Genomic DNA, 25,762 nt, shown 5'->3' on the forward strand with positions numbered 1-25,762 from the left:
TATGATATCAGAACTTTCATACAATGGAAGGGGATGGAGGGATTATTGTGTTAATTGAAGAAAGGATGAAAAGTAAGCATAAGTGGGTTATGTTAATGTTTGCGACGATTGCTCAAACGACAGCGACACTTATAACATATGGTGTCGGAGCTTTCTCTTTATTTTGGAAAGAAGAATATGGGCTTACGAATATGGAGAGTGGATTGTTAGTAAGTGTTGTAAATGTGGGACCGTTATTTTGTATGCTTTTTGTTGGGCGGTTACTCGATCAATATAATGAAAAGTTGTTGATTTCTATCAGTTCATTTTTGTTAGGAGGTTCGTTTTTACTAACTAATATAGTAAATGGATTTAATGGTCTGTTATTTGTCCTTTTATTAGTAGGAATGTTCTATAGTGTTTCCCAGCCAGGAGGAAGTAAAGTGATTTTAAAATGGTTCCCAAAAGAAAATCGCGGATTAGCGATGGGAATAAGGCAAGCTGGTATACCGATTGGTGGTGCGTTAGCGGGAGTGCTAATCCCGTTTTTTACAATACAATATAATGTGACTTACGCGATAAATAGTATGGCATACATTTGTATAATTGGAGGATTATTATTTTTTATGTTTTATAAAGAGCCATATGTTCAAGAGGATGCTAGGAAAGAACATATTAAAATTTCTTTTTGGACGCAGCTAAAAGTAGTGATACGAAAAAAAGAGTTGTATCCAATATATATAACGGGTATTTGCATGATTTCATTGCAAATGGTGTTAGTTGGGCACTTCATGAAATTTTTAGTAAAGGAACAATCTATCACATCTATTGTAGCTGGAACAGTATTTTCAGTGATGTTCTTTTCTGGAATGATTGGCCGTGTTGTATTAGCAGCTAGTAGTGATTTGTTTTATAAGGGGAATCGGCGCACGCCATTATTTATAGCTGTCTGTGCTTCTATCGGTTTGATTCTATTGTTAGTCATTGGCATACATACAATAACGAGTGGAGTATTGTATGGTGTAAGTGCATTGTTAGGGTTCTTTTCAATTGGATGGTTTAGTCTTTTTATAGCCGAAGTTGCTGAATTGGCGAGTGAAGATTCTGTTGGGATAACAGTTAGTTTGGCACTTACATTCAATCAAATTGCTATTATTGTTGCACCTATTTTATTTGGTTATATTGTCGATGAAAAAGGATATACGCATGCTTGGTTGTGTATAGTGCTATTATTAAGTATTTCGGCAGTGAGTTTATATGGTAAAAACAAAAAATAAAAGAAAGTTAGCAATGTAAATTTTTTATGAAGAAAGTCTAAAGAAATGCCGAATGAGTGACATTTCTTTTTTTATATGTTGTATAATCAAAATATAAATGAGATTCGTTTTCATTGACGTTCATTGCCTCTTTTGAAATTACCTGTCACTTTAGCCATAATGAGTTGTTTTTCTGTATCGTTATGTGCATGATTTATTTTGTTTAAAAATTTTTCAGCATCAGTTCCTTTTAATATCGTAATTTGTTTTCCGTAATATTCAATTAAAACTATGTTATTTTTTGTTACCCTGTAATGAAACATCATAGCATCTAAACGATTGCGTTTATCAGTATTTTTCATGTTTATAACTCCTTTTTGATAATGTGTAACAAATGTTACATAAGATATTGAAATTATAGTAGGGTGTATCCGATTGTAAGGTGGAAATTTTGCAAGAAAGAAATACAATAGAGAGTAGCCGAAAACTGAATATGAGAAAAAGGAATCTAGTTCATTTAGGTGAATAATAGGTAGTATTATAAAATATTTGAAAATTAAAAGATATAGAACAGAATGGATGTACGTTAAGTGAAACTAGATAAAAGAGGGTTCCTATTATGTTAAAGAAATGGTTAATCGTTTTCTTTATTTTTGCTATTTTTTGTGGGAGTGTCGTTGCGCTAATACATGCAAATAAAGGTAAGAAATATGATATAAAGGCATTTTCTAATGTAAATAGTAAGCAAAAGGATAATATGCAAGAAGTTGATGCGAATGAGAAAAAGCGCTATGAAGTTGTAGCTGGAAAACTAGATCAATATTTAAAAGATAAAGGGTTTAATGGGAGTGTTCTTGTAGCCAGTAAAGACCATGTGATTTTACGAAAAGGTTATGGGTATGCAAATGTGAAAGATAAAGTAGCAACAACGCCAAGAACGAAATATCGTATTGGTTCTATTACGAAAACAGTCGTTGCAATATCTATTATGCAGCTAAAGGAAAAAGGGAAATTAAATATTGAAGACAATGTAAATAAGTATATTCCATCGTTTCCAGCAGATAAAAACATTACGTTACGAAATTTGTTAACACACACGTCCGGATTACCAGATCAAGGACAAGGTAGGGTGAATGCGGCGTCACGATTAAAGTTAGTAACGTGGATTGGAGCGCAAAAATTGCAATTTCCTGCAGGGACAGGATGGAAATATACAGACTATAATTATATGGTACTTGCGTATATTGTAGAAAAGATAGCAAATAAACCGCTCGCTGAATATGTGAAAGAAAATATTTTTACTCCTGTTGAAATGCATGAATCTGGAATGGGTGCAACTCTCCCTGAAGATATTTTTTTAGCAGAAGGTTATACGAGAAAAGATAATGAGTTAATAGTTACACCCCGTTTGAAAATGAACTGGTTGTATGGGTGTGGTGAAATGTATACGACTGTTGAAGATATGAAAAGATTAGATGAGGCTATTATGGATGGGAAACTGCTCTCTAAACAAAGCGTATTAGATATGTTTACTGCATCACCTGCAAGAAAATATGGATTTAGTTTCTATACGTATCCAGATTATTATCATAACCACGGCGTATTAGCAGGTTGGAATACATTTAATAATTTTAACTGGGATAAAAAGACGTTCGTCATATTATTTTCTAACGTCCAAAATGGTATGAATGACTCATTCAATCAAGAGTTTAGGAAAATGGCGAATGATTTAATTGAAGGAAATGGAACGTGAAAGAGAAAGAGCCTCTAGCAAGAGGCTCTTCTTTTTTATAGAGCTGAAAACTCTTCAACAAGTGAGCTAAAACGATTTAGTGCACTTTCAATCGGTTCTGGCGTAGTTAAATCAACTCCAGCTTTTTTCAGTAAGTTTAATGGATAGTCAGAACTTCCACCTTTAAGGAATTCAATATAATGTTTTTGAGCATTTGGATCGCCGCTCAATAACTTATCTGCAATTTGGATTGCAGAAGCGAATCCAGTTGCATATTTGTATACGTAAAATGGACGATAGAAATGCGGTATTCTAGCCCATCCATATTTTACTTCTTCGTCAAATACGAGGGAGTCGCCATTATACTCTCTAAACAAGTTTTCATAAACTTCGCTAAAGACTTGAGCATTTAATGGTTTACCTTGCTGCGCCATTTCATGTGTGATTTTTTCAAACTCAGCGAACATAATTTGTGTAAAGAAAGTGCCTTTAAATTTGTCGATAAAATGGTTTACTAAATGGTTACGTACATTAGCATCTTTTGCTTCTTTTAATAAATGATGAATTAGTAGCACTTCATTTACTGTAGAAGCGACTTCTGCAACAAAAATAGTATAGTGTGCAGAAATTCTTGGTTGGTATCCGTGTGAATAGTGCGTATGCATACCGTGTCCACATTCATGAGTAAGAGTGAAAAGGCTATTTAAATCATCGTGATGATTTAAAAGAATGAAAGGATGAACACCGTATACACCAAAGTTATACGCGCCGGAACGCTTTCCTGGCGTTTCTCTCACGTCAATATAACGTTTATCTTTAAAGCTTTTTAATGTTTCAATATATTCTTCACCTAATGGGGCTAGTGATTCAATCATGATGTCAAACGCTTTGTCATATGGAATGTCTTGTTTTACACCCGTTACTAAATCAACGCTCAAATCGTACTGGCGTAGTTCATCTACATGTAATTTTTCTTTTCGAAGTTCATTATAAGTATGTAGTGATTGAATGTTTTTTTTCGTCGTATCAATTAAATTTTCATATACTTCTTTCGGAACCATGTCGCCAAATAATGATTTTTCTAAAGCTGATGGATAGTTTCTTAGTTTTGAAACAGTAACATTATTTTTAATAGCAGCAGATAAAGTAGAAGCGATAGAATTTTTTAATTGAACGTATGGTTTGTAATAAGCTTTATAGGCTTCCTTACGTTTTTCGCGATCCTCATCTTCTATTAACTTTGCATACATTCCACGGGTTAAATTTACTTTCTCTCCATCATCAGTCGTAATTTCACCAAATAGAATATCCGCATTATTTAACATGCCGTATGTATGCTGAGGAGAGGAAAGTGCTTCGCCCATTTGTGATAAAATCTCTTCTTGGTCTTTATTTAATACGTGTTTTTTATAACGGTATAATTCAAATAAGTCTTCTTTATAATATTGTAAGCCTTCTGCCTCTTCTATGTAAGAATGTAATGTGTTTTCATCTACGCTAAGTAAGAATGGAGAAAAGAAAGATTTAGCCGCACTTACTTTCACATGTAATTGTGACACTTTATCGACAAGAGATTGAGCGTCAGTATCGCGCGTATCAAGGTCAGATTGTAATCGTGCATAAGCGAACATTAAAGATATTATGCTAGATATTTCTTCACTCTTTGTTAAATAAGCTAATAAACTATTGCCATCGTAAATATTTCCATTAAACTCGTGTAATTCTTTCGTTAATAATTCAATTTTATGGAAATCACTTTCCCAATCTTCAATTGTATGGTAAATATCTGTTAAATCCCACTTTTCTTTATCATCTACTTGTAGTCGATCTTTAAGTTCAGTCATAATCATTTCCTTTCTAAATATGTAGTTATATTCCTATATAACTATGAAATACAACAAATTGCAAAAAATCCCTGCTGGAAAATGAAAAGCCTTGCTAAAATGGCAAGGCTTAAAGAATTATAATGTAATTCCGAATTTTGAATGTAAAAGATTTTTGTATTGTACATCTGTAACGTTTTCTTTCGTTTTTTTACCGTTTTTCGCTATGGTCAGACTATCCTTTGTTAAAGATGCATGCCCATCTTCAGTTAGTTTTACAATAAGAGGTACTTTGTTAAATGGTGAGCCCTCATGTTCAACGATAATTTTTTGTGCCGCATTTGCTTTTTCTTCAGTGACTTCTTCTATATAAAATGCATAGCCTAACGTCCAATCTTCAGCAGAAGATTGATCTAAAAACTCATTGTTTTTACGCATCTCTAACATGTAGTTTCCCTTTTCGGTCATTTCTTTACGAATACGATAATCTCCTGTAACGGAGTGAATGACTTCACCTGAGAAAGGGATAGGAGCAAGAGGTAAGTATGATCCGAATCCTACTTCAATTAAATAAAGTTCATTACGATGTGTTAAAACAGTTGCGATGTGTCCAGAATCAACAGCCCATGTAGAATTTGCTACATTGTACACTGTTCCTGAAACGAGATGAACATCAAATCCAGCGTCTTTAAGGAAGTAGTACATAGTAGGATTAAGTTCATAACAAAGACCGCCACGGTTGTTTACTAAAATTTTTTCTTTTAGATTTTCTTTTGATATTTCTGTAAAGTTGTTTTCGAGTATATTTAAGTTTTCAAAAGGGACGGTTTGTGCCATCGCGTACATAATGTTAGGTAAATCCTCAAATGAAACTTTGTCTTTTTCTTCTATATGTAATCGCGCAAAAAATTGTTTTTGAAAGTCCGTCATAGAAATCCCTCCGTTATGCTTTTATAGATAAATTGTAAACAATCTTGAATAAGATGTGAAATGAAAACTACTTTGAAGTATTTGTTGAATATTTGAAGTTAGACTAAAAAATAATGTGGGAGAGTGAGAGATTGCTACTTTACTAATTGTAGAACGAATATTATAATAATTCCGATAAACTATGCAAACGTTTTCTTGGAAGGGGAAGGTGTAAATATGTTGAAAAGAATAATAGTAGTCGGTTTGTCGGTTGTTTTGTTTTTACCTAGTATATATGGGGGGAGTAAAGTGTATGCAGATACGGTTAACAATGGAACGTTAATGCAGTATTTTGAGTGGTATGCTCCGAATGATGGGAATCATTGGAATCGTTTGCATTCGGATGCTGGAAATTTAGCTCAGAAAGGAATTACATCTGTCTGGATACCGCCTGCATATAAAGGAACTACGCAAAATGACGTAGGATATGGAGCGTATGATTTATATGATTTAGGAGAATTCAATCAAAAAGGAACGGTGCGGACGAAATATGGGACAAAAGCACAGTTGAAATCTGCAATTGAAGCTTTACATAAGCAAAACATCGATGTATATGGTGATGTAGTTATGAATCATAAAGGTGGAGCAGATTATACTGAAACTGTAACAGCTGTTGAGGTAGACCGTAACAATCGAAATATTGAAGTATCAGGTGATTATGAAATTAATGCATGGACAGGGTTTAACTTTCCAGGGCGTGGAGATGCTTATTCTAATTTCAAATGGAAATGGTATCATTTTGACGGAACGGATTGGGATGAAGGAAGGAAATTAAATCGAATTTATAAATTTAGGGGGATAGGTAAAGCATGGGACTGGGAAGTGTCTAGCGAGAATGGAAATTATGATTATTTGATGTATGCAGATCTTGATTTTGATCATCCAGATGTTGCGAATGAGATGAAAAATTGGGGAACGTGGTATGCGAATGAATTAAATTTAGATGGCTTTCGTTTAGATGCTGTTAAGCATATTGATCATGCATATTTACGCGATTGGGTAAATCATGTCAGACAGCAAACAGGAAAAGAAATGTTTACGGTGGCTGAATATTGGCAAAATGATATCCAGACTTTAAATAATTATTTAGCGAAAGTCAATTATAATCAATCTGTATTTGATGCACCACTGCATTACAATTTTCATTATGCTTCAAAAGGAAATGGGAATTATGATATGAGAAATATTTTAAATGGAACAGTAATGCAAAATCACCCCGCACTTGCAGTTACTCTCGTTGAGAATCATGATTCTCAGCCTGGACAATCATTGGAATCTGTAGTAAGTCCGTGGTTTAAACCGTTGGCATATGCATTTATTTTAACTCGTGCAGAGGGCTATCCTTCAGTTTTCTATGGTGATTACTATGGGACAAACGGAAATAGTAGTTATGAAATTCCAGCGTTAAAAGATAAAATTGATCCGATTTTGACGGCACGAAAAAACTTTGCATATGGTACGCAGCGTGATTATTTAGACCATCCAGATGTAATTGGATGGACAAGAGAAGGTGATGGTGTACATGCAGATTCCGGTTTAGCGACATTAATCTCAGATGGGCCAGGAGGATCAAAGTGGATGGAAGTTGGAAAGAATAACGCAGGGGAAGTATGGTACGATATGACGGGTAATCAAACAAATACTGTAACAATTAATAAGGACGGATGGGGGCAGTTCCATGTAAGTGGAGGATCAGTTTCCATATATGTTCAGCAGTGAATTGCTGATAAAAAAGAAGAGGAAGACTGAAACATAAGTCCTCCTCTTCTTTTTATATTGTTATCATTCCTAAATTTTTATTTTCATAAATGAACTAGTCGACTTTTAAAATAACGAGAGATGCGTTGGAATAAATAATGTCACCCGTGGCTTCTCTTATTCGTACTCGAAGAACGTCTCCTTGGGTTAAAGGTAATAAATCTGTTCTGGCGGATGTAGCACTTACCCCAGGACCACCACCAACTCGTGTTTCAATTGCGAATTGAATAGAATCGTTTATTGTAAGATTTAATATACTAGACGAAATAGCTTGTATCGCAAATACGATTGAAAAGGATACAGCGTATATACCAGTGGTATTAATTGTAATGGAGTTGTCTACTGGATTTAGAGTAGCTCCACTAACAGGTCCTGGAATGGTGAAATTAACATTTGTATTAACTACTGCTGAAAAACCGATACCTATTTCAGAAGTTATTGTTCCAAATACGGGGAGTATCCCGAAACCGGTTGCTCCAGTGGGACCAGTTATTCCAATTCCGGTAGGTCCTGTAATCCCAGTAGGACCAGTTATTCCAATTCCGGTAGGTCCTGTAATCCGAGTAGGACCAGTTATTCCAATTCCGGTAGGTCCTGTAACTCCAGTGGGACCAGTTATTCCGATTCCGGTAGGTCCTGTAACCCCAGTAGGACCAGTTATTCCAATTCCGGTAGGTCCTGTAATCCCAGTAGGACCAGTTATTCCAATTCCAGTAAAACCTGTCGCGCCAGTAGGTCCTGTGATTCCAGTAGGTCCGGTCGGAAATGTAAATGGTGGAATTGGTGGTAGTGTGGGACCAATTAAATTTGGTTCAAGAGCAGGCCCATGTAAAATGATGTATTGTTCGCTCATATAGTAACCTCCTATGATTGCTTGTCATAATTATTAAATGTAGTAGGGAAAGTAAATGACATTCGCAATAGCGGAGGCGCTTATTTAATTTTTTGCAATGAAATTAAAGTTGGATACAATTCATGTATATGCCGCGATATTGAATTGTATAGATGCGTATTAATTAAGTATGACACCTTTACTTCTAAAACAACATATAGTATGATGATTTCAGTAAATTAGATTTCAATGACTATAATATAAATTAATGAGAGGTGCTTTTTGTGAGTGCGGTAGGTACTAAATAGGGAAAATTTAATGAAATAAATCGGATAAGAACAGGGGATTTTTTATGTATATCATACCCCTAATTTTGTCATGGATTTATTTCGAAACCTATGAAGATACCTACAATACTTTATAAAGCGTGTAATAAGGGGATTGCCATCTGTTTTTTATGGCTTATTTCCGCATATGTTATTATACATGCCTTGTAAATGTAAAAGCTGCGGTATCCCCGCAGCTTTTTTGTATATATTTTTAATGTATAAAAATGGTAATTAAATCATGTAGAGCTCATTGGAATCTAATGAGTAGGTATCTTCATTTATGATAGAAATCAATCATAGTGAGGAGAAACAAAATGAATACGATGACTTTTGAAAAGTTACAATATAACGAATTAAAGGATATAGTGAAATCTTATTGTGTAAGTGGATTAGGAAAAGAATTAATAAATAAATTAGAGCCGAGTACGAGTATAAAAGTAGTAAGGAATCGATTAAATGAAACAACCGAAGCGCGAGCTATAGTAGATGCGGAAGGGCATGTTCCTTTTTTCGGTATTTCAAATATCGCAAGTACAATTCAAAAATTAGAAAAAGGGATGATTTTAGATCCTGAAGAGTTAGTAAGTGTTTCAGACTTTTTACGCGGCTGTAGGAAGATTAAAAAGTTTATGTTAGATAAAGAATTTTTTGCGCCAGTATTAGCTTCTTATGCAAATTCAATGACTGAATTTAAAAGTATTGAAGAGGAAATTAATTTTTCAATAAAAGGAAATAGCATTGATTCTGCCGCTAGTAAAGAGTTAAAACGAATTCGAAATAACATCGATTCGGTAGACGGGAAAATAAAAGAACGTTTAACGAAGTTTTTAAATAGTAGTGCAAATAAGAAGTATATTCAAGAATTCTTTATTAGTAAGAAGGATGATAGGTATACGATTCCAATTAAATCTTCTTATAAAAATCAAGTTGCAGGAAGTATAGTTGAAGCGTCTGCTAAAGGTTCTACTGTATTTATAGAACCACACACGGTTACAAAGTTAAATGTGGAACTCGCAAGTTTGAAAGCAGAAGAAGCGATGGAAGAGTATCAAATTTTAGCGACTTTATCAGGCATGGTAGTAGAAAATATTTATCATATAAAAATTAACATGGAATTGATTAGCCAATATGATATGGTATTTGCGAAAGCGAAGTTTAGTAAATCAATCGATGGAATAGAGCCGAAATTAAATGATCATGGCTACATGCATTTAGTAAATTGTAAGCATCCGCTTTTAAGTGGAAAAGTAGTACCGTTAAACTTTGAAATCGGTCAAAATTACCGTAGTTTAATTATTACAGGACCAAATGCAGGCGGGAAAACAATCGTGTTAAAAACAATTGGATTGTTAACATTAGCGACAATGTCAGGCTTGCACATTGCCGGAGATAAAGAAACAGAAATTGCTATTTTCGAAAATGTGTTTGTAGATATTGGTGATAATCAAAGTATCGAAAATGCATTAAGTACATTTTCATCTCATATGAAAAATCTATCTGAGATTATGAGGATGTCAAATAATAATACGTTACTATTATTTGATGAAATAGGAAGCGGGACAGAACCGAATGAAGGGGCAGCACTTGCAATTTCTATTTTAGAGGAGTTTTATCTTGCAGGATGTATTACAGTTGCGAGTACGCATTACGGTGAAATTAAACGCTTCTCAGAAATGCATGATGATTTTATGAATGCAGCGATGCAATTTAATAGTGAGACACTAGAACCGCTTTATAAATTAGTGATCGGTAAATCAGGTGAAAGTAATGCACTTTGGATTGCGAATAAAATGAACGTAAGAGAGCGTGTATTGCAAAGAGCGAGAGCGTATATGGAAAATAAAGAGTACGCTCTAGAAAAAGTGAATGAAAGTAAAATTAGAAAACCGAAATTCGTGCAAGAAAAAAGAGAAAACCATTACGAGTACAAAATCGGTGATCGTGTAAATGTATTAGATTATGATGATTTTGGTATTATCTATAAGGAAATAGATAATTTCTATAACGTCGTTGTATATTGTAACGGTGAATTTGTTGAAGTGAATGTAAAACGTATTACGTTAGAGGTAGCAGCAAAGGAATTATACCCAGAGGGATATGATTTAAATACACTATTTGTCGATTATAAAGAAAGAAAAATGCAACATGATATAGAGCGCGGATCGAAAAAAGCGCTTCGTAAAATCCAAAAAGAAATAAGAAAGAATAGAGGATAATATAGAATGGTAACGATTAGACAAGAGCAAAAAAACGATTATAGAAAAACAGAAGAAGTTGTACAACAAGCATTTTTACATGAAGAATTTAGTGATAAAACAGAACATGCACTTGTAAAACGTATTAGAGAATGTGACGCGTTTATTCCTGAATTATCAATCGTTGCAGTAGAAGAGGAAATCGTTGGTCACATTATGTTATCCAAAATTACGATTGAAAAGGATGGAACTTCTGTAGAATCGTTAGCACTTGCACCGGTTTCAGTTGATAGGGGCCACCAGAAAAAAGGAATTGGTGGGAAGCTTATTGTAGCTGCTTTAGAAAAAGCGAAAGAACTTGGATACGGATCAGTTGTAGTGTTAGGACATCCAGGATACTATCCAAAATTTGGCTTTAAGAAAGCAAGTGAGTGGAATATAAAAGCACCATTTGAAGTGCCAGATGAAGTGTTTATGGTGATTGAGCTAAGCGAGAACGCTCTGCAAGGTGTAGAAGGAGTTGTGCAATATTCGAGTGCTTTTGCTGAGTAAGAGTATCGGTTGAAAATATAATCATAAAAGATGCTATCTTTTTGTAGGGATATACAGAAAGATAGCTTTTTTTATTAAGTAAATCTACTTACGTATATTTTGCTCAATGAATAATTAAGGTGGTAAAATTGATATAGAAATGTAAAGGGAGAGAATTGAATGAAGAAGCGAGAAACAGATAGCAATGAGAATGTAGTTACGTTATATGTTACGAGACACGGTAAAACAATATTAAATACGAATCATCGTGCGCAAGGGTGGGCAGACTCTCCGTTAGTAGAAATAGGTGTGGAAGTTGCCTCTAATTTAGGAACGGGATTAAAAGATGTTCATTTTGCGAATGCGTATAGTAGTGATAGTGGCCGAGCGATTGAAACTGCTAATTTAGTATTAAAATATAGTGAGCAAACAAAGTTAAAACTTGAGAAAAGAAAAAATTTACGAGAATTAAATTTTGGTATTTTTGAAGGTGAAAAACTTGAAAACATGTGGGATGTGGTTGGAAAAGCTGCGGGCGTTGCATCGCCAGAAGAACTTATGAAGTTTTCTATTCAAGAAGTGATTAATCTTATTAGGGCAGCAGACCCTACGAAACAGGCGGAAGATTGGGAATTATTTTCTACTCGTATAAAAGAAGAGATTGATAAAATTAGTGAAGAATCTGCTAAAAATGGAGGCGGCAACGTTTTAGTTGTTGTTCATGGGCTTTTGATTACTACCTTAATAGAAATGTTAGACAGTAGCCAAACAAAACTTGGAGTAGAAAATGCTAGTGTGACGAAGATTGTATATAAAGACGGAACATACACAGTCGAGTCGGTTGGAGATATGAGCTATGTTGCAAAAGGAAAAAAAAGTGTGGAAATATAAAAATAAGGAAAGGAAGGTAGAGAAATCTAGCTTCCTTTTTATTTTTTAATATATCATTTATTAATTCGAATCGGAATATTCCGTTAAAAATGAACTATGAAAATTATTGTAATGGTATAATTAGAGAGTAGGAACAACAAATTAGTTTGCAGTGTATTGGAGGGACATTAGCCTTACATTTCATCTCGGAATCTAAAGTAAGTATACGAGAAATAAAACAAAGTAAGGAATGTGTGAATATGGGTGGTACATGGTATGTGATTTATGTTCAGTTCTAAGAAGAAAAGAATATTAACAATTATATGGAGAAGTGATTATGTTGATTAAATTCGTTCATTTGTTATTTGGAAAACCGTGTGAAAAAGGTGATTCGTTCCAAACTAAGTTTCCACGTTTTATTTATTGGAGTGCAGTTGTATTTTATTTTTTTGGAATGCTATTATTTGGGATTCTTTCTTTTATTGATACTGTATTTATTGGATCGTTGATATTAGGAGGTTTGTTCTTTCCTTTAATATTTAGATTCGTTTATTATATAAACTTAAAAATGAGGGGCCTAGAAAGAGAAGCGTAGAGAAAAAATATAAATAACAGGGTTATTGAAAAGAAGCGAGATTGAACATAAATAATGTTAAAAAAGGAAGCAAAGAAATACATTCTAGCTTCCTTTTTTTATTGGAATAATTATGGGATTAATAAAATCTTCCCTGTGCTTTTTCTGTTCTCTAATAATTCATGAGCACGGGCACCATCTTGTAAAGAGAAGGTAGTAGGACTTGCGATCTTTAATTTTTCGGTCGTAATCCATTCGAATAATTGAGAGGAGCGTTCTTTTCTCTCTTCATAAGATGTAAGCACGTTCCAAAGGTCTCCGCCAGTTAAAGTTTTCGAAGTATCCATAAGCATACGCGGATCAACGGGCGTAGGATTACCGCCAGCCATTCCGTAAAATACGACAGTACCACCAGTTTTAGTTGCGCTAAAACTTTCCTCTAGCGTAGAACCTACTGATTCATATACAACATTTACTCCATCGCCATTTGTCATTTCAAGTACTTTCGTAGACCATGCCTCGCTATATAAAAATACGTGGTCGGCACCAGCTAATGTGGCTATCTTTGCTTTTTCTTTTGATGACGTGAGGCCGATTACTTTTCCGCCTAGTAGTTTAATTATTTGGATAAGAAGTTGCCCAACACCTCCAGCAGCGGCATGTACTAAAGCTATATCACCTTGTTTTATTTCATAGCTATCTTTCGTTAAATAATGTGCTGTTAATCCTTGTAATAAGACAGAAGCGGCTGTTTTAAAAGAGATAGAATCTGGAAGCTTAATTGCTTTCTTCGATGGAACGGCAACTAGTTCTGCATTTGCAAATGGAACGTCAGCAAATGCAATACGATCTCCAGGATTAATATTCGTAACGTCAGCTCCTACTTTTTCTACAATGCCAGCCCCTTCATAACCTAATATATACGGTGGGTTGCCAGCGAGATGATAATCACCGCGACGTCTATAAATGTCGGCGAAATTTAAACCGATTGCTTTCGTGCGGACAAGAATTTCATTTGGATTTATGATTGGATCATTTAGTTCTTTATATTGTAGTACATCCGGATTTCCGAACTGTTCGAAACAAAGTGCTTTCATATGGAATACCTCCATTTTTATTGTTTGTAGATGCTCTTTATCGTACAATACAAATATCAATAGGCAAAGAGGATTATTTCGATGAAATCAATCGGAAATATCGATTGAAAAGAGGGACGATAAATGGAGATAAAACAATTAATTACATTTAAAGTAGCGGCGGATACTTTGAATTTTACACAAACTGCGAAGAAATTAAACTTTGCTCAATCGAGTGTAACAGCGCAAATTAAAACGTTAGAAGCTGAGCTAGGTACGCCGTTATTTGAAAGATTAGGAAAACGTCTTTTCTTAACTGAAGCAGGTAGGAAGTTTCAACTATATGCCGACAAGATGATTGCGCTCAGCAACGAGGCAAAAATGGCTGTGAAAGATGATGAAGAAATAGCAGGTACGTTAATAATCGGTGCGCAAGAAAGCCAATGTACATATAGACTTCCTTCTATATTAAAGAGGTTTAAAGCACAATTTCCTCAAATAAAACTTATATTCAAACCAGCGCATTCCAATAAAGATGTGAAGGAACAATTGATGGAGGGAAAAGTCGATCTTGCCTTTATTTTGGACGAATGTAAAACAGAAGATGCTTTACATGTGGAGCCGCTTATGAAAGAAGAATTAAAAGTAGTAGCTGCTTCAGGACATCACTTACTCGAGAAAGCTTCCGTTTTTACAAAAGATTTAGAAAATGAGACGTTATTGCTAACAGAGCTAGGGTGCTCGTACCGGACTTTATTTGAAGAGCTATTTCGTACAGAAGATGTGTATCCAGCAAATAAAATTGAGTTCGTTAGTGTCGAAGCAATTAAACAATGTGTTATTGCAGATTTAGGAATAGCTGTGTTACCAGCAATAGTAGTAGAAAAAGATATACGAGAGGGGACGATAAAAGAGTTACATTTAGAAAGTGCAATCTCACCGATTTATACACAAATTGCTTGGCATAAAGATAAATGGATGACAGCGCCACTGCAGCAATTTATTGATGTAACGAGGGAGTTTCTTACAACGGATTAAGTGGAGAAATATTTATTTTATATAATAGTAAAAATGGCAATTTTGTATAAAGAACCGATGCTTGCATGAAACGAGTATCGGTTCTTTTATGTTTTAAATAAAGAATGCTATAACATGTGTATTTCGCAACTTTTTTTCTTAGACGATTACGTAAATTTCTTCGTATATTCCAATAATCATAAGGAAATTTACAACGTTTATTCGTTTCTGTAAGATGCCTCTAGGAAGCATGAAAGGAGGGGCGTACATAGGGGATAGATTGTCTTTATTATACGTACTTCTTTTGAGGGAGGAAATTGAAAATGTTTAAAAAGTTAATGAAAGTATGTGTATTAAGTGTAGCGAGTGTAGGGGTATTATTTAGTTTCCAAGGAAGTACATTTGCAGCTACTGATTTAAGTAGTTATTATGACGGGAAAAACCCAGCAACAACGAAAGTATACGGAGGCAGTACAACGTGTGATGCAGATGGATTTAATGCAAAGTCTACAGCGGTGTACGAAGGTAGTAAAAAAGTAGGGACAGTGTATTTACGTTACAGTAATAAATGTCATGCAGCTTGGGCTAAGTTTGTTTTAGATCAACCAGCACCAGCTGTTTCTGGAGGAGTGTATGCGTACGCTGTTGTGAATAAATATAAAAATGGTGTATTCCAAAAATCAGTCACTTCCAATCAGGGGAACGGGACGATAAAAACAGGTCAAACGAGTACGTATACAGGAATGGTATTTGATTTAACTGCTGATTTCGGATACACAGCAGATGCTGAAGCAGTTACGTTTAATAACGGTTATGGAAAAACTGGACGCTATTAAAAAGGAGCGGATTGCTATGAAACTTTTAATAAAGGTAAGTGCATGTTTCTGTCTATCATTGCTCGTTTTAACTAGTGTGTTTAGTACGACGAATAATGATAAAGCATATGCAGAAGACCATTCATATGATGGGAAAAGTCCATATTACAATAGCTGCGATCAATCAGCAGTAACGAAAGAAAAGAAGTGGATTGATTCCAATTCTTATGTGGAATTAAAATTTAGCACAACGTGTAAGACAGCGTGGGCAAAAGTTACAGTAACTCGTGCAGCAGTATATAATAACGAAGCTGATGCAAGAATCGTAAGAAAAACAGATGGAAAGGCATATACTTGCGGGAGTGCTGGAGGAAATGGTGTTGTGAATAAAGGGCAAACATCATGCTATACACCAATGGTATATGATTTAGATCCAAGAAAGGCGCAAGCGCAAGGGAAACATGCTATTCCAAATAGTGATGCATATAATTATGCGGAGACTATTTGGTATTGATACGATTATAAATTTGTTAAGAGCTGTTATTTGATATAAAAATGAAAGAACCTTACTACATTATATTGTGGTAAGGTTCTTTCAAGATGTTAATAGTTTAAGAACATTCATTTACAAGGACATATCTTTATAATCACTTTTAAGTATAGCCATAATAAATTCATCCGAGTATGTATCATTATAAAATAAAGATTGACGTAAGGTGCCTTCTTTTACAAACCCAACCTTTTCATAAGCTCTAATTCCGCGTAAATTATGGCTAAATACTTCTAACTGTAACCGATTTAAATATAGTTGTTCAAAAACAAATTTTAAAACAATTGTAATAGCTTCAGTTCCATAGCCGTGTCCTATTAATGCTATGGAAAGCATTGATATTCTGAATCCTGCTCTTTTGTTCTCCTCATCGATATCTAAAACCGACAACTCTCCAATCATTTCCTCAGTGCTTTTTAAACAAATAGCGAAATCATAGCGACTTGAGTCATTATTTATATGATCTATATGTGCTTTAATTTGCTCCAATGAAAAAGTAGACTTGGTTCCAGTCATATATCTTATTTCATCATCCATTGTACCTTCTAATATAATAGGCGCATCTAGCTGACAAAGAGGTCTTAAATAAATTCTTTCACTCTCTAATCTCATTATAAATTTCTCCTTAAGGTTGGTGATACAGTATCTAAATATTTTTGATAAAAGTTGTATTGTTTGAAAAGTATGAGTCTTACTTTAATGTTACGTGAATTTTATAATGATATGGTATACCTAAAAAAAATGATAAAAGTTTTATACACAACAAATATATCAACAAGTTTTTTAATAATCGAATTAACTAAGGTCTGTATCAGGAGGATTGTATCCAAGGTGACGAGCCATAGATACAATTTGTCCTTTATGGTGAAACTCATGCGTCTCCGTATGAGTTAAAAGCCATAGCGGAGTTGTACTCCAAGGTTCTTTTTGCCATTTTACTTCATTTGCTATATTTTCGAGCCAACGGTCATTGTATTCATCTAAAAAACGTTGTACAGTCTCATCTACTAACTTAAATCTAACACGGACTTTCTCTACATCTGCATGCTCAATCTCATCATCACTAGCAAATGAAAAATCTGCCCTTTTTTGCTTGAATGCAAATGATCCAAGCCAGTATCGATAGCAATCAGCTACATGAATATGTGTCTTTATAATGCTACCGCTCCCGAAGTTAGGAACAGCGTTATGTAACTTTTCTAATGGGATTTCTTCTAAAAACGAAAATAGAGTTTCTCTTGTAGAGCTAATAAGATTATATTGTTGTTTTAAAATACGTAACATGAAATTAACACTCCTCTATTATTTACTAAACTAACTGTGTAGTAAGTAATTCTATATTTATTAGGGGTGAACCTTTTAAATATTTTTAGTAAGCATATTAGATGTATTTCTTCATTGTTTCTGATAGATTAAACAAGGTGAAACTTTAATAAATTGAACATTCTTAGTTCATAATAAATGGTACATGAAGAAGGGAAACGATAAAATGAACAGACTAGTTGGTTTAAAGCAATTTGAAATAACGCGTGGTGCATTACTTAAATTTATGGAAACGTTAGATGATAAAATTGCAGATACACAGCCAGAGGGTTTTAACAATACAATTCGCTGGCATATTGGACATGTGTTAACGGCAGCAGAAGTTTTCATGTTTGGAAAAGAATTCAAACAATTACCAACTGAATATCCAGGTATGTTTGGGTATGGATCAAGACCATCTAAATGGAAAACAGAAGGACCATCGTTAGAAGTGTTAACGGCTCAGTTAAAAGAACAAGCGAAACGTATTAACGAAATTCCAGCAGAAGCATTTGAAAATAAACTGCCAGAGCCATTCCTAGGATTGGAAACGGTAGGGGAGCTTTACGGCATGATGCTTTATCATGAAGCGGATCATATTGGGCAAATGAAGGCGATGGAGCGTATTATTAAAGCTCTTTAGTTGTAATTGCATATAAAAAACGAAATTATCTTGTGAAATATTATAACGACAAAAAGGATAGATAATTTATTATCTATCCTTTTTGTCGTTGAGCTTAAAGAATTATGAACGCTTGACATCGTGATACTGATAAAATAGGAATAGTTATTATATTTGTTTTACATAATAGGAAAATATTGAAGGAAATACAGAATTAAGGTTGCGAAACCTGCATGAAATATAAGTATAATAAAACAGAAGAACTAGAAATAGGGGTGAATACTATGATTACATTAGAACAAAAATTGGAGCAATACACACATACGTATACACAGTTAAAGGGAGAACTAAAATGGAAAACGAGTGATTCTCGAACAGGTATGATGATTGCTGCTATGTATACAGGTAGTGATAAATTGTTTGATCTCGGACGTTTTTTAGAGATTAGTAGTTATATTAAAAATCAAGTAGGGATGTTTTCATACTTAAAGTCTTATCATCGCTTTGTGGTGGCCGCAACTTTAGATATTCACTTTACAGATTACAAGAAGGCTTTTCGGAAGTTTTTAGATTTATATGAACAATTGGTTGCTGGTGGTTTTAGTCGAAGTATATTTACTTATCTCGCAGCAGCTGTGCTTTTAACAGAAGAAAATGAACAGCATGGTACGCACATTCAGCGTTCGATGCAAGTATATAAACGTATGAAAGAGGATCATCTTTTTCTTACAGGTACGAATGATTATCCGCTCGCGGTTTTATTAGCAGGACAATCAGAGAATGTAGAAACACTTATGGACCGTGTAGAACGTCTGTATCAGAAACTAGCGAAAGCTGGTTTGCGTAAAGGGAATGATCTTCAGTTTTTAAGTCATATTCTTTCACTAAAGAAGGATGTTCGTGAAGAAATGTTAGTTGCAACATGTACAAACATATGGAACTCGTTAAAAAAAGAAAAGGTAAAAGTGAAACAGATGCATTACCCAGCCATAGGGCTACTAGCGTTACTTGAGGATGGAGAAAAAGAGATTCATTCTATTACAGCGTTGATTGAAAAATTGCAAGGGGAGAAATTATTCCGTTGGCATACAGACACGAATATTCTTATTGCTATTCAACTGTTCGTAAGTCAGAAAGGTGAAGAAAGTAAAGCTACTAACACAGGTTTACAAACTATGATAGAAGTCCTCATACAAGCACAACAGGCAGCTATGATGGCAACGATTGCCGCTTCATCTGTAGCAACCTCTTCTGCTAGTAGTAGTTCATAATGTGTAACTGCTTATGCTCCTGTAATTTATAACTCCTTTGATAAGGACGGTAAAAAAGCCCATCACTCTCTAATGAGTGATGGGCTAACTGTTTTTACATAATCAGTATTATCTTCTCGACTCCTTCAAATGTTTGAGTTGTGTAACAATCATAATGCTAATAACAACGAGTAAAAACCATGAACTAATTTTGCTTAAGTGAACGAGATTCCATGCTTCGCGTTGATTTGGATATTGCCATGCTCCGAAAAATGTTGCGATGTTCTCTGCAATCCAAATAAAGAAACCAATAAGGAAAAAGGAGAGAACGAGTGGCATTTTATATGTAACGCCTCGTAATGAAAATTCTACAAATGTCCGAAAGAAAACGATGAATAAAAGTACAGTTAATACCCATCTAAAGTCATATAGAAAATGATGTGTGAAAAAATTAAAGTAAATCATAGCGCCTAGCGGTATAGCAAAAATAGCCCTCGGCCAATGGTACATTTGTAAATGTAATCTTCTCCACGCTTGGCATATGTAACTGGCAACACTTGCATACATAAAGCCACTGTAAAGTGGAACTCCAAAAACTTTTGAATATGCCTCTTCTGGATAACTCCACGAACCGAAATGTACTTTATATATTTCTAGTAAAAGCCCGATAAGGTGAAAAACAGTAATTACTTTTAATTCGTCTTTCGTCTCAAGTCCAGTCTTATACATAATCCACTGCATAAGAAGACATACGATGAGTATGAAATCATAGCGGTATAACCCTGGGATAGAAATGATTTTTGATAGGGCTAGTGTTAAGAAAATAACGACTGGGAATAAACAGGATAATGCTTGCTCGTAAGTGAAATGTAATAGTTGTTTTATATAGAACATTGTATCTCCTTTTTGTTAGAAAAATCAAAATAATGACTAAGTATACTACAATTTAAAAAATAAACCAGCAGTCTATTTTGCATGTATTTGTAAGTTTTAGAAAGGAATTGTAATAAGTATTTTAATATTTAACAAATTAAAAAAATAGTTTGCTATTTTAAAAAAGTGAGGATATAATTTCTAAATAAAAATGATAATTATTATCAATAAATATTATAAAATAAAAATAATTATAAAAAACAACTGAATATAAAGGATGAAATGAAACATGTTACATAAGTCTGCTGTACATGCTGGCAATAAGCACATGAAACATATTAAGTTCATATGTTTCATGTGCTTATCAATTTTATGTTTAATCGGATCTATATTTTTAGCTATTGCATTCGGTGCAAAGGATATCCATTTGCAAACCGTATGGACAGCGGTTTTTGATTATAATCCGAAATTAACGCAGCACCAAATTATATATGAATTAAGGCTCCCAAGGGTAATTGGAGCAGCAGTTGTAGGAGCAGCTTTTGCGGTCGCTGGGGCTGTTATGCAAGGAGTAACACGAAATCCTTTAGCTGATGCAGGTGTGCTTGGCATAAATGCAGGTGCGATGTTTGTAGTAGCACTTAGTTTTGCCTTTTTTCCTCATATGCCATATTCCTATTTAATGATTGTCTCTTTTATTGGAGCGGTTTTAAGTACAGTACTCATTTTTATTATCGGATCGGCCACATCAGGCGGATTAACACCGATGAGATTAACGATTGCTGGAGCAGTTATGGCAGCACTTTTACATTCGTTAAGTTCAGGTGTCGCGATTTATTATGACTTAAGTCAAGATTTAGCGTTTTGGTACGCTGGTGGTGTTGCAGGGGTTAAGTGGGAACACTTGAAATTTTTAGTTCCTATTATTCTCATAACAATTGTTTTTGCGACAGTATTAGGGCGGTCTATTTCACTCATATCAATGGGGGATGATGTCGCTACGAATTTAGGAGTAAAAACGAACCGAACGAGAATACTAGGGATGATTATAGTAGTCATTCTTGCAGGTGTATCTGTTTCAGCTGTTGGCTCTATTGGATTTGTAGGACTCGTTATCCCGCATATTGCTAGAAAATTAGTTGGTGTTAATTATCGACTCATTATTCCTATGTCAGCATTTTTAGGAGCTATGTTATTAGTTTTAGCTGACTTAGGGGCAAGAACAGTAAATCCTCCTAAAGAACTTGCAATAGGAATTATGGTGGCTCTTGTTGGAGTTCCGTTCTTCCTCTATATAGCACGTAAAGTTGGGAGGGAGCTATAAGTGAAGGGTCTTATTAACATAGATAAAAAAAGAGCCATTACTGTAACTACAATTTTTGGTTGTATTAGTATCGCTGTCATTTTGCTTAGCTTAAATACGGGGACACTTAGCATTGCACCGCTCAAAGTAATTCAAACGCTTTTCGGTTATGGTGATTTTGAAAGTGCAACCGTGCTATACGATTATCGTATGCCAAGAATTATAATCACAATGTTAGCTGGCATTGGCCTTGGGATTTCTGGTGCGATTTTACAAGGGTTATCACGTAATGCCCTTGCAGATCCTGGTATTTTAGGATTACATTCAGGTGCATCTTTCGGACTAATTATATTTGTTACTTTCTTTCATTCAATTAATGAGAATGCATCGATTTTAATACCGTTATTTACATTTGGCGGAGGAGTGCTAGCTGCATTTTTAATTATTATACTTGCGAGTGATCGGTCAAAAGGTTTACTTCCTATTAGACTTATTCTCGTTGGTATTGCTGTTTCAGCTGGATTTAGTGCGATTTCGTTATTTTTCTCTCTCAAGTTAAATGATGAGACATATACATTCGCTTCTAGATGGTTAGTTGGTAACGTGTGGGGAAGGGATTGGATTCATGTCCTTGCATTATTACCTTGGATTTTCATACTAACCCCGTATGCATGGCTAAAATCTAAAACGTTAAATGCATTGTCACTAGGTGATAGTGTGGCAGCAGGACTTGGTGTTTCTGTTCAAAAAGAACGGTTACTACTTTTAGCTACAGCGGTTGGATTATCTTGCGCGAGTGTATCGATGGCAGGAGGGATTGGTTTTATCGGTTTAGTTGCTCCGCATATTGCAAGAAAGTTAGTAGGTACTACGTATCAACATTTCCTTCCACTAGCTGGCATTATCGGAATGATTATTTTAGTGCTAGCAGATACGATAGGTCGTTCTATATTTGAGCCAAACTCTATTCCGGCTGGTGTAGTAGTGGCAGCTTTAGGAGCACCGTATTTTCTTTATTTACTTACAAAAACAAAATAAATACTTCAAAGAGGAGAACATATGAAAAAGAAACTTACTATTTTATTTAGCATGATGTGTATTCTAGTATTAGCAGCATGTGGTCAAACGAAATCTAATGAAGAGGCAACGAAAAAAACGGAAAAAAGTAATGACCCAAAAATTGCTTCAATGTCTATTCATTTAACAAATGATTTACTTGCATTAGGAATTACACCAGTAGGTTCTGTAATTGGTGGAGATTTAAAAGATTTCTTACCGCATGCAAAAGAACAACTGAAAGATACGAAAAAACTTGGTGTTGTAACCGATCCGAATATGGAAGCATTACTTCAATTGAAGCCAACTGACATTTATGTGGATGAAAAATACGCGGGCAAAGATTTAGCGAAATACGAAAAAATTGCAAAAACACATTCTTTCAATTTAGATGAAGGTACGTGGAGAGATCAGTTAAAACAAGTTGGTAAACTTGTAAACCGTGAGAAAGAAGCGGATACATATATTCAAGATTACGAAGAGCAATCAAAAAGAGTAAAAAGTTTAATAGATAAAGAATTAGGTAATAACGAAAAAGTAATGGCAATTCGTGTTACTGCAAAAGAATTACGTGTATTTAGTACGAAAAGACCGATGGGACCAATTTTATTCCAAGACTTAGGATTACAACCTGCAAATGGAGTAGAGAACATTGATGGAAACCGTCCTTTCGAAGTCATTTCACAAGAAGTATTACCTGACTTTGATGCAGATGCGATTTTCGTTGTTGTAAATAGAGATGATAAGGCAAAAGCTGCATTTAAACAACTTCAAGAAACACCAATTTGGAAAGACTTAAAAGCTGTTAAGGGTAAGCACGTATACATTATTAATGACCAACCATGGCTTGACTATTCTGCTTTAGGTAATAAAATGGCAATGGATGAAGCGGAGAAAATGTTTACGAAATAATAGCAATTCATTGTTAGGAAGATCCTCTAAATTTTGAGGGTCTTTTTTATTGTTAGAATAAATGAAAAATTATACAATGAATGTAATTTAATGTAGAGGAGATGTGCCAATGTCAGCGCTTATTGTAAGTATCCCGTTTATAAAGCAGTTTATGGAATAAGGGGATAAATAGGCTAAAATAAGTATCCCCGTTATTAAAAAAGGGGGAGTTTGAAATGACAATGAATCTTTTTCAAAATAAAACGATTAAATTATCAGCTATGAGAGAAGCAGATGCTGAAGTAATGGCTAAATGGCAAGAAGATAGTGAGTATTTAAGAAACGTAGATACAGATGTAGCATTCCCACAATCTTTACAGGAAATAGCGAGTGATGGGTTATTAAAGGGGCGAAGATCGAATAGTGTTTCTTTCATGTTAAGGACAGTTCAAGAAGATCGCTTAATTGGTTTTGTTGCAATTCATGGCATAGAGTGGAATAACAGAACGGGTTTATTAGCAATTGGTATAGGAGATGCAAATGATAGAGAGAAGGGATATGGAAGAGAAGCGATCCATCTTATCTTAAAATATGCTTTCTATGAATTGAATTTGCACCGCGTCGGTCTGGATGTTATTTCTTATAATAAAGCTGCTATTGAGTTGTATAAAAAAATGGGTTTTCAGATAGAAGGCTGTATGAGAGAAGCAGTTCAAAGAGATGGGAAGTGTTTTGATCGTATGATTATGGGGATATTAAGGGATGAATGGATCGAGCTGCAAAAATAAAAGTGATGATATGAATAATGGACTAAAAAGGAAAACTAGGTAGGTATTAGTTTTCCTTTTTTATTTTTAGTTCTAATTATATTTTCTTATAAATAGTTTGTATCCTGCGAATAAAAGAGTACAGCCTAAGACAAATGTTAACATAATCCCATTTGAAAGATTAATAGAAGGATTAAAAACTAAAGTCGCTGTTTCGCCAGTGAGGACACTGTGAATATTCACGTAAGTAAATGGATTGTAAGGAGAAGAGAAACTTTTCATTCCGATAAAAGTTATAATACCTACAAGAGACGTTGTAATACTTAGGCTTTTTAGTACAAGTGATGAAATGTAGTAAAAAGAATATAGAAAAAATGTTAGTAAAACAGTTAGTAATAATACTTGTCCAAAGTAATTTTTCAAAGTGATAAAGTGAAATTGATCTTTAATGGGATTTAAACTATTATACTCACTGCCAAATGGGTTAGGCTCTGATCCTTCATATATAAGGACTGGGTAATTGAAGCTCCCGACTCCTTTTGTAAAATAGCTACATAACAAAGGAATAAGTAGCATTAGTAAAACAAAAACAATTGTAGAAAGGAATCCACTAAAATACTTTGTTATAAATAATGATTTTCGCTTAACAGGCAAAGTATAGTAAAAGTGTAAACCACGCTTCTTATTATTCATTTCAGAAGAGATATTGTTTCCGAAAATAAAGCATCCCAATAAAATGAGTACTGGTATATAGTAGTACTGGATTATTTGATATAAAAATAAAGAACCAGTTGTACCATAACGCATAGTACTCTTTTCCCATTGTTCTAAGGAACTACCTGTAAATTGATCGTAAATTGTAAATAGGAAGGGAGTATGAATGGTATTTTGAATGAATGGTTCAGCTTTATTTTTTTTCAGTAACAATAATTCTTCCAACGTTGCCCGTGCTGTAAAAAAGGAAATATATTGTTTGTCAATTGCGTGAGGGAAAGAGTTAGAGCCTTTTGAGCTCTTAAACATAAATTGTAAATGATTTATATTTTCTTCATATATGTCTTGCCACTTACCTTGAGAATAGTTCGTAATCCATTTGTTCTTCTTTGAAAGAGATAGCTGAGATTCTTGAATAGCTAATTTATTTTCTGTAATTCTTTCAACATCGCCATTCTGTTCAGCTTCAATCTTTTGCAGTTCCAGTTCTTTTAAAGCCTGTTGCGAAATGTTAACGATATATTGTGCAAATGATAAATTTCCACGCTGGATATCTTTCGCGACAGAATAATTTAAGAAATATAAACTACTAACGAAAAGAATAGAAGTGAATACTGCAATCCATGTTGTTTTTTTCTTGAAATATTTTTTGAATTCAAATTGGAAGAGTTGTTTCAT

General features: G+C 34.4%; 25 protein-coding genes. 16 read left to right on the forward strand and 9 right to left on the reverse strand.

The genetic code is table 11. The features are described from left to right. Positions 1-23 precede the first annotated feature (23 nt). Positions 24-1,256 carry an MFS transporter gene (locus ACUXEY_RS01115; protein ID WP_461299860.1) on the forward strand — a complete coding sequence of 411 codons (1,233 nt, stop codon included), beginning with the start codon at positions 24-26 and terminating at the stop codon, positions 1,254-1,256. Positions 1,257-1,366: 110 nt separating this feature from the next. On the opposite strand, the gene ACUXEY_RS01120 is transcribed toward ACUXEY_RS01115, so the two are convergent. Continuing rightward, a complete protein-coding gene (locus ACUXEY_RS01120) occupies positions 1,367-1,597 on the reverse strand; it encodes a hypothetical protein (protein WP_429789757.1) in 231 nt (76 codons plus the stop codon). Positions 1,598-1,854: 257 nt separating this feature from the next. On the opposite strand from ACUXEY_RS01120, the gene ACUXEY_RS01125 reads away from it, so the two are divergent. After that, complete coding sequence (locus ACUXEY_RS01125; protein ID WP_461299861.1) at positions 1,855-2,988, forward strand: serine hydrolase domain-containing protein; 1,134 nt, start codon at positions 1,855-1,857, stop codon at positions 2,986-2,988. 35 nt (positions 2,989-3,023) lie between these two features. Here the strand turns inward: ACUXEY_RS01125 and pepF are convergent, their stop codons facing one another. Both pepF and ACUXEY_RS01135 read right to left on the reverse strand, forming a co-directional pair. Further along, positions 3,024-4,811, reverse strand: coding sequence for an oligoendopeptidase F (gene pepF / locus ACUXEY_RS01130; RefSeq protein ID WP_461299862.1), 1,788 nt, complete (start codon positions 4,809-4,811; stop codon positions 3,024-3,026). Between the two features lie 117 nt (positions 4,812-4,928). Further along, positions 4,929-5,720 carry an arylamine N-acetyltransferase family protein gene (locus ACUXEY_RS01135; RefSeq protein ID WP_461299863.1) on the reverse strand — a complete coding sequence of 264 codons (792 nt, stop codon included), beginning with the start codon at positions 5,718-5,720 and terminating at the stop codon, positions 4,929-4,931. Positions 5,721-5,936: 216 nt separating this feature from the next. On the opposite strand from ACUXEY_RS01135, the gene amyS reads away from it, so the two are divergent. Next, positions 5,937-7,478 (forward strand): alpha-amylase, encoded by a 1,542-nt coding sequence (gene amyS / locus ACUXEY_RS01140; protein WP_429603095.1) that lies wholly within the window; start codon positions 5,937-5,939, stop codon positions 7,476-7,478. 94 nt (positions 7,479-7,572) lie between these two features. Here the strand turns inward: amyS and ACUXEY_RS01145 are convergent, their stop codons facing one another. Continuing rightward, a complete protein-coding gene (locus ACUXEY_RS01145) occupies positions 7,573-8,370 on the reverse strand; it encodes an exosporium leader peptide-containing protein (protein ID WP_461299864.1) in 798 nt (265 codons plus the stop codon). Positions 8,371-8,992: 622 nt separating this feature from the next. Between ACUXEY_RS01145 and ACUXEY_RS01150 the strand changes: the two genes are divergently transcribed. From ACUXEY_RS01150 to ACUXEY_RS01165, 4 genes are all read left to right on the forward strand, one after another. Further along, positions 8,993-10,894, forward strand: coding sequence for an endonuclease MutS2 (locus tag ACUXEY_RS01150; RefSeq protein ID WP_461299865.1), 1,902 nt, complete (start codon positions 8,993-8,995; stop codon positions 10,892-10,894). A gap of 6 nt (positions 10,895-10,900) precedes the next feature. After that, positions 10,901-11,425 carry a GNAT family N-acetyltransferase gene (locus tag ACUXEY_RS01155; protein ID WP_461299866.1) on the forward strand — a complete coding sequence of 175 codons (525 nt, stop codon included), beginning with the start codon at positions 10,901-10,903 and terminating at the stop codon, positions 11,423-11,425. A 159-nt stretch (positions 11,426-11,584) separates the two neighbouring features. Then, positions 11,585-12,295, forward strand: a complete 711-nt coding sequence (locus tag ACUXEY_RS01160; protein ID WP_461299867.1) for a histidine phosphatase family protein — start codon at positions 11,585-11,587, stop codon at positions 12,293-12,295. A gap of 316 nt (positions 12,296-12,611) precedes the next feature. After that, positions 12,612-12,869, forward strand: a complete 258-nt coding sequence (locus ACUXEY_RS01165; protein WP_461299868.1) for a hypothetical protein — start codon at positions 12,612-12,614, stop codon at positions 12,867-12,869. 110 nt (positions 12,870-12,979) lie between these two features. Here ACUXEY_RS01165 and ACUXEY_RS01170 read toward each other — a convergent pair whose 3' ends face one another. After that, positions 12,980-13,945, reverse strand: a complete 966-nt coding sequence (locus tag ACUXEY_RS01170) for a quinone oxidoreductase family protein (RefSeq protein ID WP_461299869.1) — start codon at positions 13,943-13,945, stop codon at positions 12,980-12,982. A 123-nt stretch (positions 13,946-14,068) separates the two neighbouring features. Between ACUXEY_RS01170 and ACUXEY_RS01175 the strand changes: the two genes are divergently transcribed. From ACUXEY_RS01175 to ACUXEY_RS01185, 3 genes are all read left to right on the forward strand, one after another. Then, the gene (locus ACUXEY_RS01175) at positions 14,069-14,962 is read left to right on the forward strand and encodes a LysR family transcriptional regulator (RefSeq protein WP_461299870.1); all 894 of its coding nucleotides are present in this window, start codon (positions 14,069-14,071) and stop codon (positions 14,960-14,962) included. A 302-nt stretch (positions 14,963-15,264) separates the two neighbouring features. Continuing rightward, positions 15,265-15,777 carry a YjfA family protein gene (locus ACUXEY_RS01180; protein WP_000473750.1) on the forward strand — a complete coding sequence of 171 codons (513 nt, stop codon included), beginning with the start codon at positions 15,265-15,267 and terminating at the stop codon, positions 15,775-15,777. Positions 15,778-15,793: 16 nt separating this feature from the next. After that, positions 15,794-16,270 carry a DUF2690 domain-containing protein gene (locus ACUXEY_RS01185; protein WP_461299871.1) on the forward strand — a complete coding sequence of 159 codons (477 nt, stop codon included), beginning with the start codon at positions 15,794-15,796 and terminating at the stop codon, positions 16,268-16,270. 111 nt (positions 16,271-16,381) lie between these two features. Here the strand turns inward: ACUXEY_RS01185 and ACUXEY_RS01190 are convergent, their stop codons facing one another. Both ACUXEY_RS01190 and ACUXEY_RS01195 read right to left on the reverse strand, forming a co-directional pair. Further along, a complete protein-coding gene (locus ACUXEY_RS01190) occupies positions 16,382-16,918 on the reverse strand; it encodes a GNAT family N-acetyltransferase (protein WP_461299872.1) in 537 nt (178 codons plus the stop codon). A 183-nt stretch (positions 16,919-17,101) separates the two neighbouring features. Further along, the gene (locus ACUXEY_RS01195) at positions 17,102-17,590 is read right to left on the reverse strand and encodes a DinB family protein (protein ID WP_461299873.1); all 489 of its coding nucleotides are present in this window, start codon (positions 17,588-17,590) and stop codon (positions 17,102-17,104) included. Positions 17,591-17,774: 184 nt separating this feature from the next. On the opposite strand from ACUXEY_RS01195, the gene ACUXEY_RS01200 reads away from it, so the two are divergent. Both ACUXEY_RS01200 and ACUXEY_RS01205 read left to right on the forward strand, forming a co-directional pair. Further along, positions 17,775-18,251: a DinB family protein gene (locus ACUXEY_RS01200; RefSeq protein ID WP_461299874.1), complete on the forward strand. Its 477-nt coding sequence runs from the start codon at positions 17,775-17,777 to the stop codon at positions 18,249-18,251. A 212-nt stretch (positions 18,252-18,463) separates the two neighbouring features. Beyond that, on the forward strand, positions 18,464-19,501 hold the full coding sequence (locus ACUXEY_RS01205) for a DUF4003 domain-containing protein (RefSeq protein WP_461299875.1): 1,038 nt from the start codon (positions 18,464-18,466) through the stop codon (positions 19,499-19,501). A 108-nt stretch (positions 19,502-19,609) separates the two neighbouring features. On the opposite strand, the gene ACUXEY_RS01210 is transcribed toward ACUXEY_RS01205, so the two are convergent. Further along, complete coding sequence (locus ACUXEY_RS01210) at positions 19,610-20,374, reverse strand: DUF817 domain-containing protein (protein ID WP_461299876.1); 765 nt, start codon at positions 20,372-20,374, stop codon at positions 19,610-19,612. Between the two features lie 268 nt (positions 20,375-20,642). Here ACUXEY_RS01210 and ACUXEY_RS01215 point away from each other — a divergent pair, with 268 nt between their 5' ends. The 4 genes from ACUXEY_RS01215 to ACUXEY_RS01230 all read left to right on the forward strand — a co-directional run bounded on the left by ACUXEY_RS01215 (position 20,643) and on the right by ACUXEY_RS01230 (position 24,391). Continuing rightward, complete coding sequence (locus tag ACUXEY_RS01215) at positions 20,643-21,677, forward strand: FecCD family ABC transporter permease (protein ID WP_461299877.1); 1,035 nt, start codon at positions 20,643-20,645, stop codon at positions 21,675-21,677. Then, positions 21,678-22,694 (forward strand): FecCD family ABC transporter permease, encoded by a 1,017-nt coding sequence (locus tag ACUXEY_RS01220; RefSeq protein WP_461299878.1) that lies wholly within the window; start codon positions 21,678-21,680, stop codon positions 22,692-22,694. A gap of 21 nt (positions 22,695-22,715) precedes the next feature. Further along, entirely contained in the window at positions 22,716-23,624 is a 909-nt protein-coding gene (locus ACUXEY_RS01225; RefSeq protein ID WP_461299879.1) for an ABC transporter substrate-binding protein, read from the forward strand. Positions 23,625-23,839: 215 nt separating this feature from the next. Next, complete coding sequence (locus tag ACUXEY_RS01230) at positions 23,840-24,391, forward strand: GNAT family N-acetyltransferase (RefSeq protein WP_461299880.1); 552 nt, start codon at positions 23,840-23,842, stop codon at positions 24,389-24,391. A gap of 72 nt (positions 24,392-24,463) precedes the next feature. Here the strand turns inward: ACUXEY_RS01230 and ACUXEY_RS01235 are convergent, their stop codons facing one another. Beyond that, complete coding sequence (locus ACUXEY_RS01235) at positions 24,464-25,762, reverse strand: ABC transporter permease subunit (RefSeq protein WP_461299881.1); 1,299 nt, start codon at positions 25,760-25,762, stop codon at positions 24,464-24,466.

Source organism: Bacillus sp. F9_6S_D1_P_5 (assembly GCF_054823925.1).

Excerpts from the sequence above, each read along its gene's own strand:
- ACUXEY_RS01115 (WP_461299860.1), top strand. The coding sequence starts at position 24 with ATGGAAGGGGATGGAGGGATTATTGTGTTAATTGAAGAAAGGATGAAA.
- ACUXEY_RS01120 (WP_429789757.1), bottom strand. The coding sequence starts at position 1,597 with ATGAAAAATACTGATAAACGCAATCGTTTAGATGCTATGATGTTTCAT.
- ACUXEY_RS01125 (WP_461299861.1), top strand. The coding sequence starts at position 1,855 with ATGTTAAAGAAATGGTTAATCGTTTTCTTTATTTTTGCTATTTTTTGT.
- pepF (WP_461299862.1), bottom strand. The coding sequence starts at position 4,811 with ATGACTGAACTTAAAGATCGACTACAAGTAGATGATAAAGAAAAGTGG.
- ACUXEY_RS01135 (WP_461299863.1), bottom strand. The coding sequence starts at position 5,720 with ATGACGGACTTTCAAAAACAATTTTTTGCGCGATTACATATAGAAGAA.
- amyS (WP_429603095.1), top strand. The coding sequence starts at position 5,937 with ATGTTGAAAAGAATAATAGTAGTCGGTTTGTCGGTTGTTTTGTTTTTA.
- ACUXEY_RS01145 (WP_461299864.1), bottom strand. The coding sequence starts at position 8,370 with ATGAGCGAACAATACATCATTTTACATGGGCCTGCTCTTGAACCAAAT.
- ACUXEY_RS01150 (WP_461299865.1), top strand. The coding sequence starts at position 8,993 with ATGAATACGATGACTTTTGAAAAGTTACAATATAACGAATTAAAGGAT.
- ACUXEY_RS01155 (WP_461299866.1), top strand. The coding sequence starts at position 10,901 with ATGGTAACGATTAGACAAGAGCAAAAAAACGATTATAGAAAAACAGAA.
- ACUXEY_RS01160 (WP_461299867.1), top strand. The coding sequence starts at position 11,585 with ATGAAGAAGCGAGAAACAGATAGCAATGAGAATGTAGTTACGTTATAT.
- ACUXEY_RS01165 (WP_461299868.1), top strand. The coding sequence starts at position 12,612 with ATGTTGATTAAATTCGTTCATTTGTTATTTGGAAAACCGTGTGAAAAA.
- ACUXEY_RS01170 (WP_461299869.1), bottom strand. The coding sequence starts at position 13,945 with ATGAAAGCACTTTGTTTCGAACAGTTCGGAAATCCGGATGTACTACAA.
- ACUXEY_RS01175 (WP_461299870.1), top strand. The coding sequence starts at position 14,069 with ATGGAGATAAAACAATTAATTACATTTAAAGTAGCGGCGGATACTTTG.
- ACUXEY_RS01180 (WP_000473750.1), top strand. The coding sequence starts at position 15,265 with ATGTTTAAAAAGTTAATGAAAGTATGTGTATTAAGTGTAGCGAGTGTA.
- ACUXEY_RS01185 (WP_461299871.1), top strand. The coding sequence starts at position 15,794 with ATGAAACTTTTAATAAAGGTAAGTGCATGTTTCTGTCTATCATTGCTC.
- ACUXEY_RS01190 (WP_461299872.1), bottom strand. The coding sequence starts at position 16,918 with ATGAGATTAGAGAGTGAAAGAATTTATTTAAGACCTCTTTGTCAGCTA.
- ACUXEY_RS01195 (WP_461299873.1), bottom strand. The coding sequence starts at position 17,590 with ATGTTACGTATTTTAAAACAACAATATAATCTTATTAGCTCTACAAGA.
- ACUXEY_RS01200 (WP_461299874.1), top strand. The coding sequence starts at position 17,775 with ATGAAGAAGGGAAACGATAAAATGAACAGACTAGTTGGTTTAAAGCAA.
- ACUXEY_RS01205 (WP_461299875.1), top strand. The coding sequence starts at position 18,464 with ATGAAATATAAGTATAATAAAACAGAAGAACTAGAAATAGGGGTGAAT.
- ACUXEY_RS01210 (WP_461299876.1), bottom strand. The coding sequence starts at position 20,374 with ATGTTCTATATAAAACAACTATTACATTTCACTTACGAGCAAGCATTA.
- ACUXEY_RS01215 (WP_461299877.1), top strand. The coding sequence starts at position 20,643 with ATGTTACATAAGTCTGCTGTACATGCTGGCAATAAGCACATGAAACAT.
- ACUXEY_RS01225 (WP_461299879.1), top strand. The coding sequence starts at position 22,716 with ATGAAAAAGAAACTTACTATTTTATTTAGCATGATGTGTATTCTAGTA.
- ACUXEY_RS01230 (WP_461299880.1), top strand. The coding sequence starts at position 23,840 with ATGACAATGAATCTTTTTCAAAATAAAACGATTAAATTATCAGCTATG.
- ACUXEY_RS01235 (WP_461299881.1), bottom strand. The coding sequence starts at position 25,762 with ATGAAACAACTCTTCCAATTTGAATTCAAAAAATATTTCAAGAAAAAA.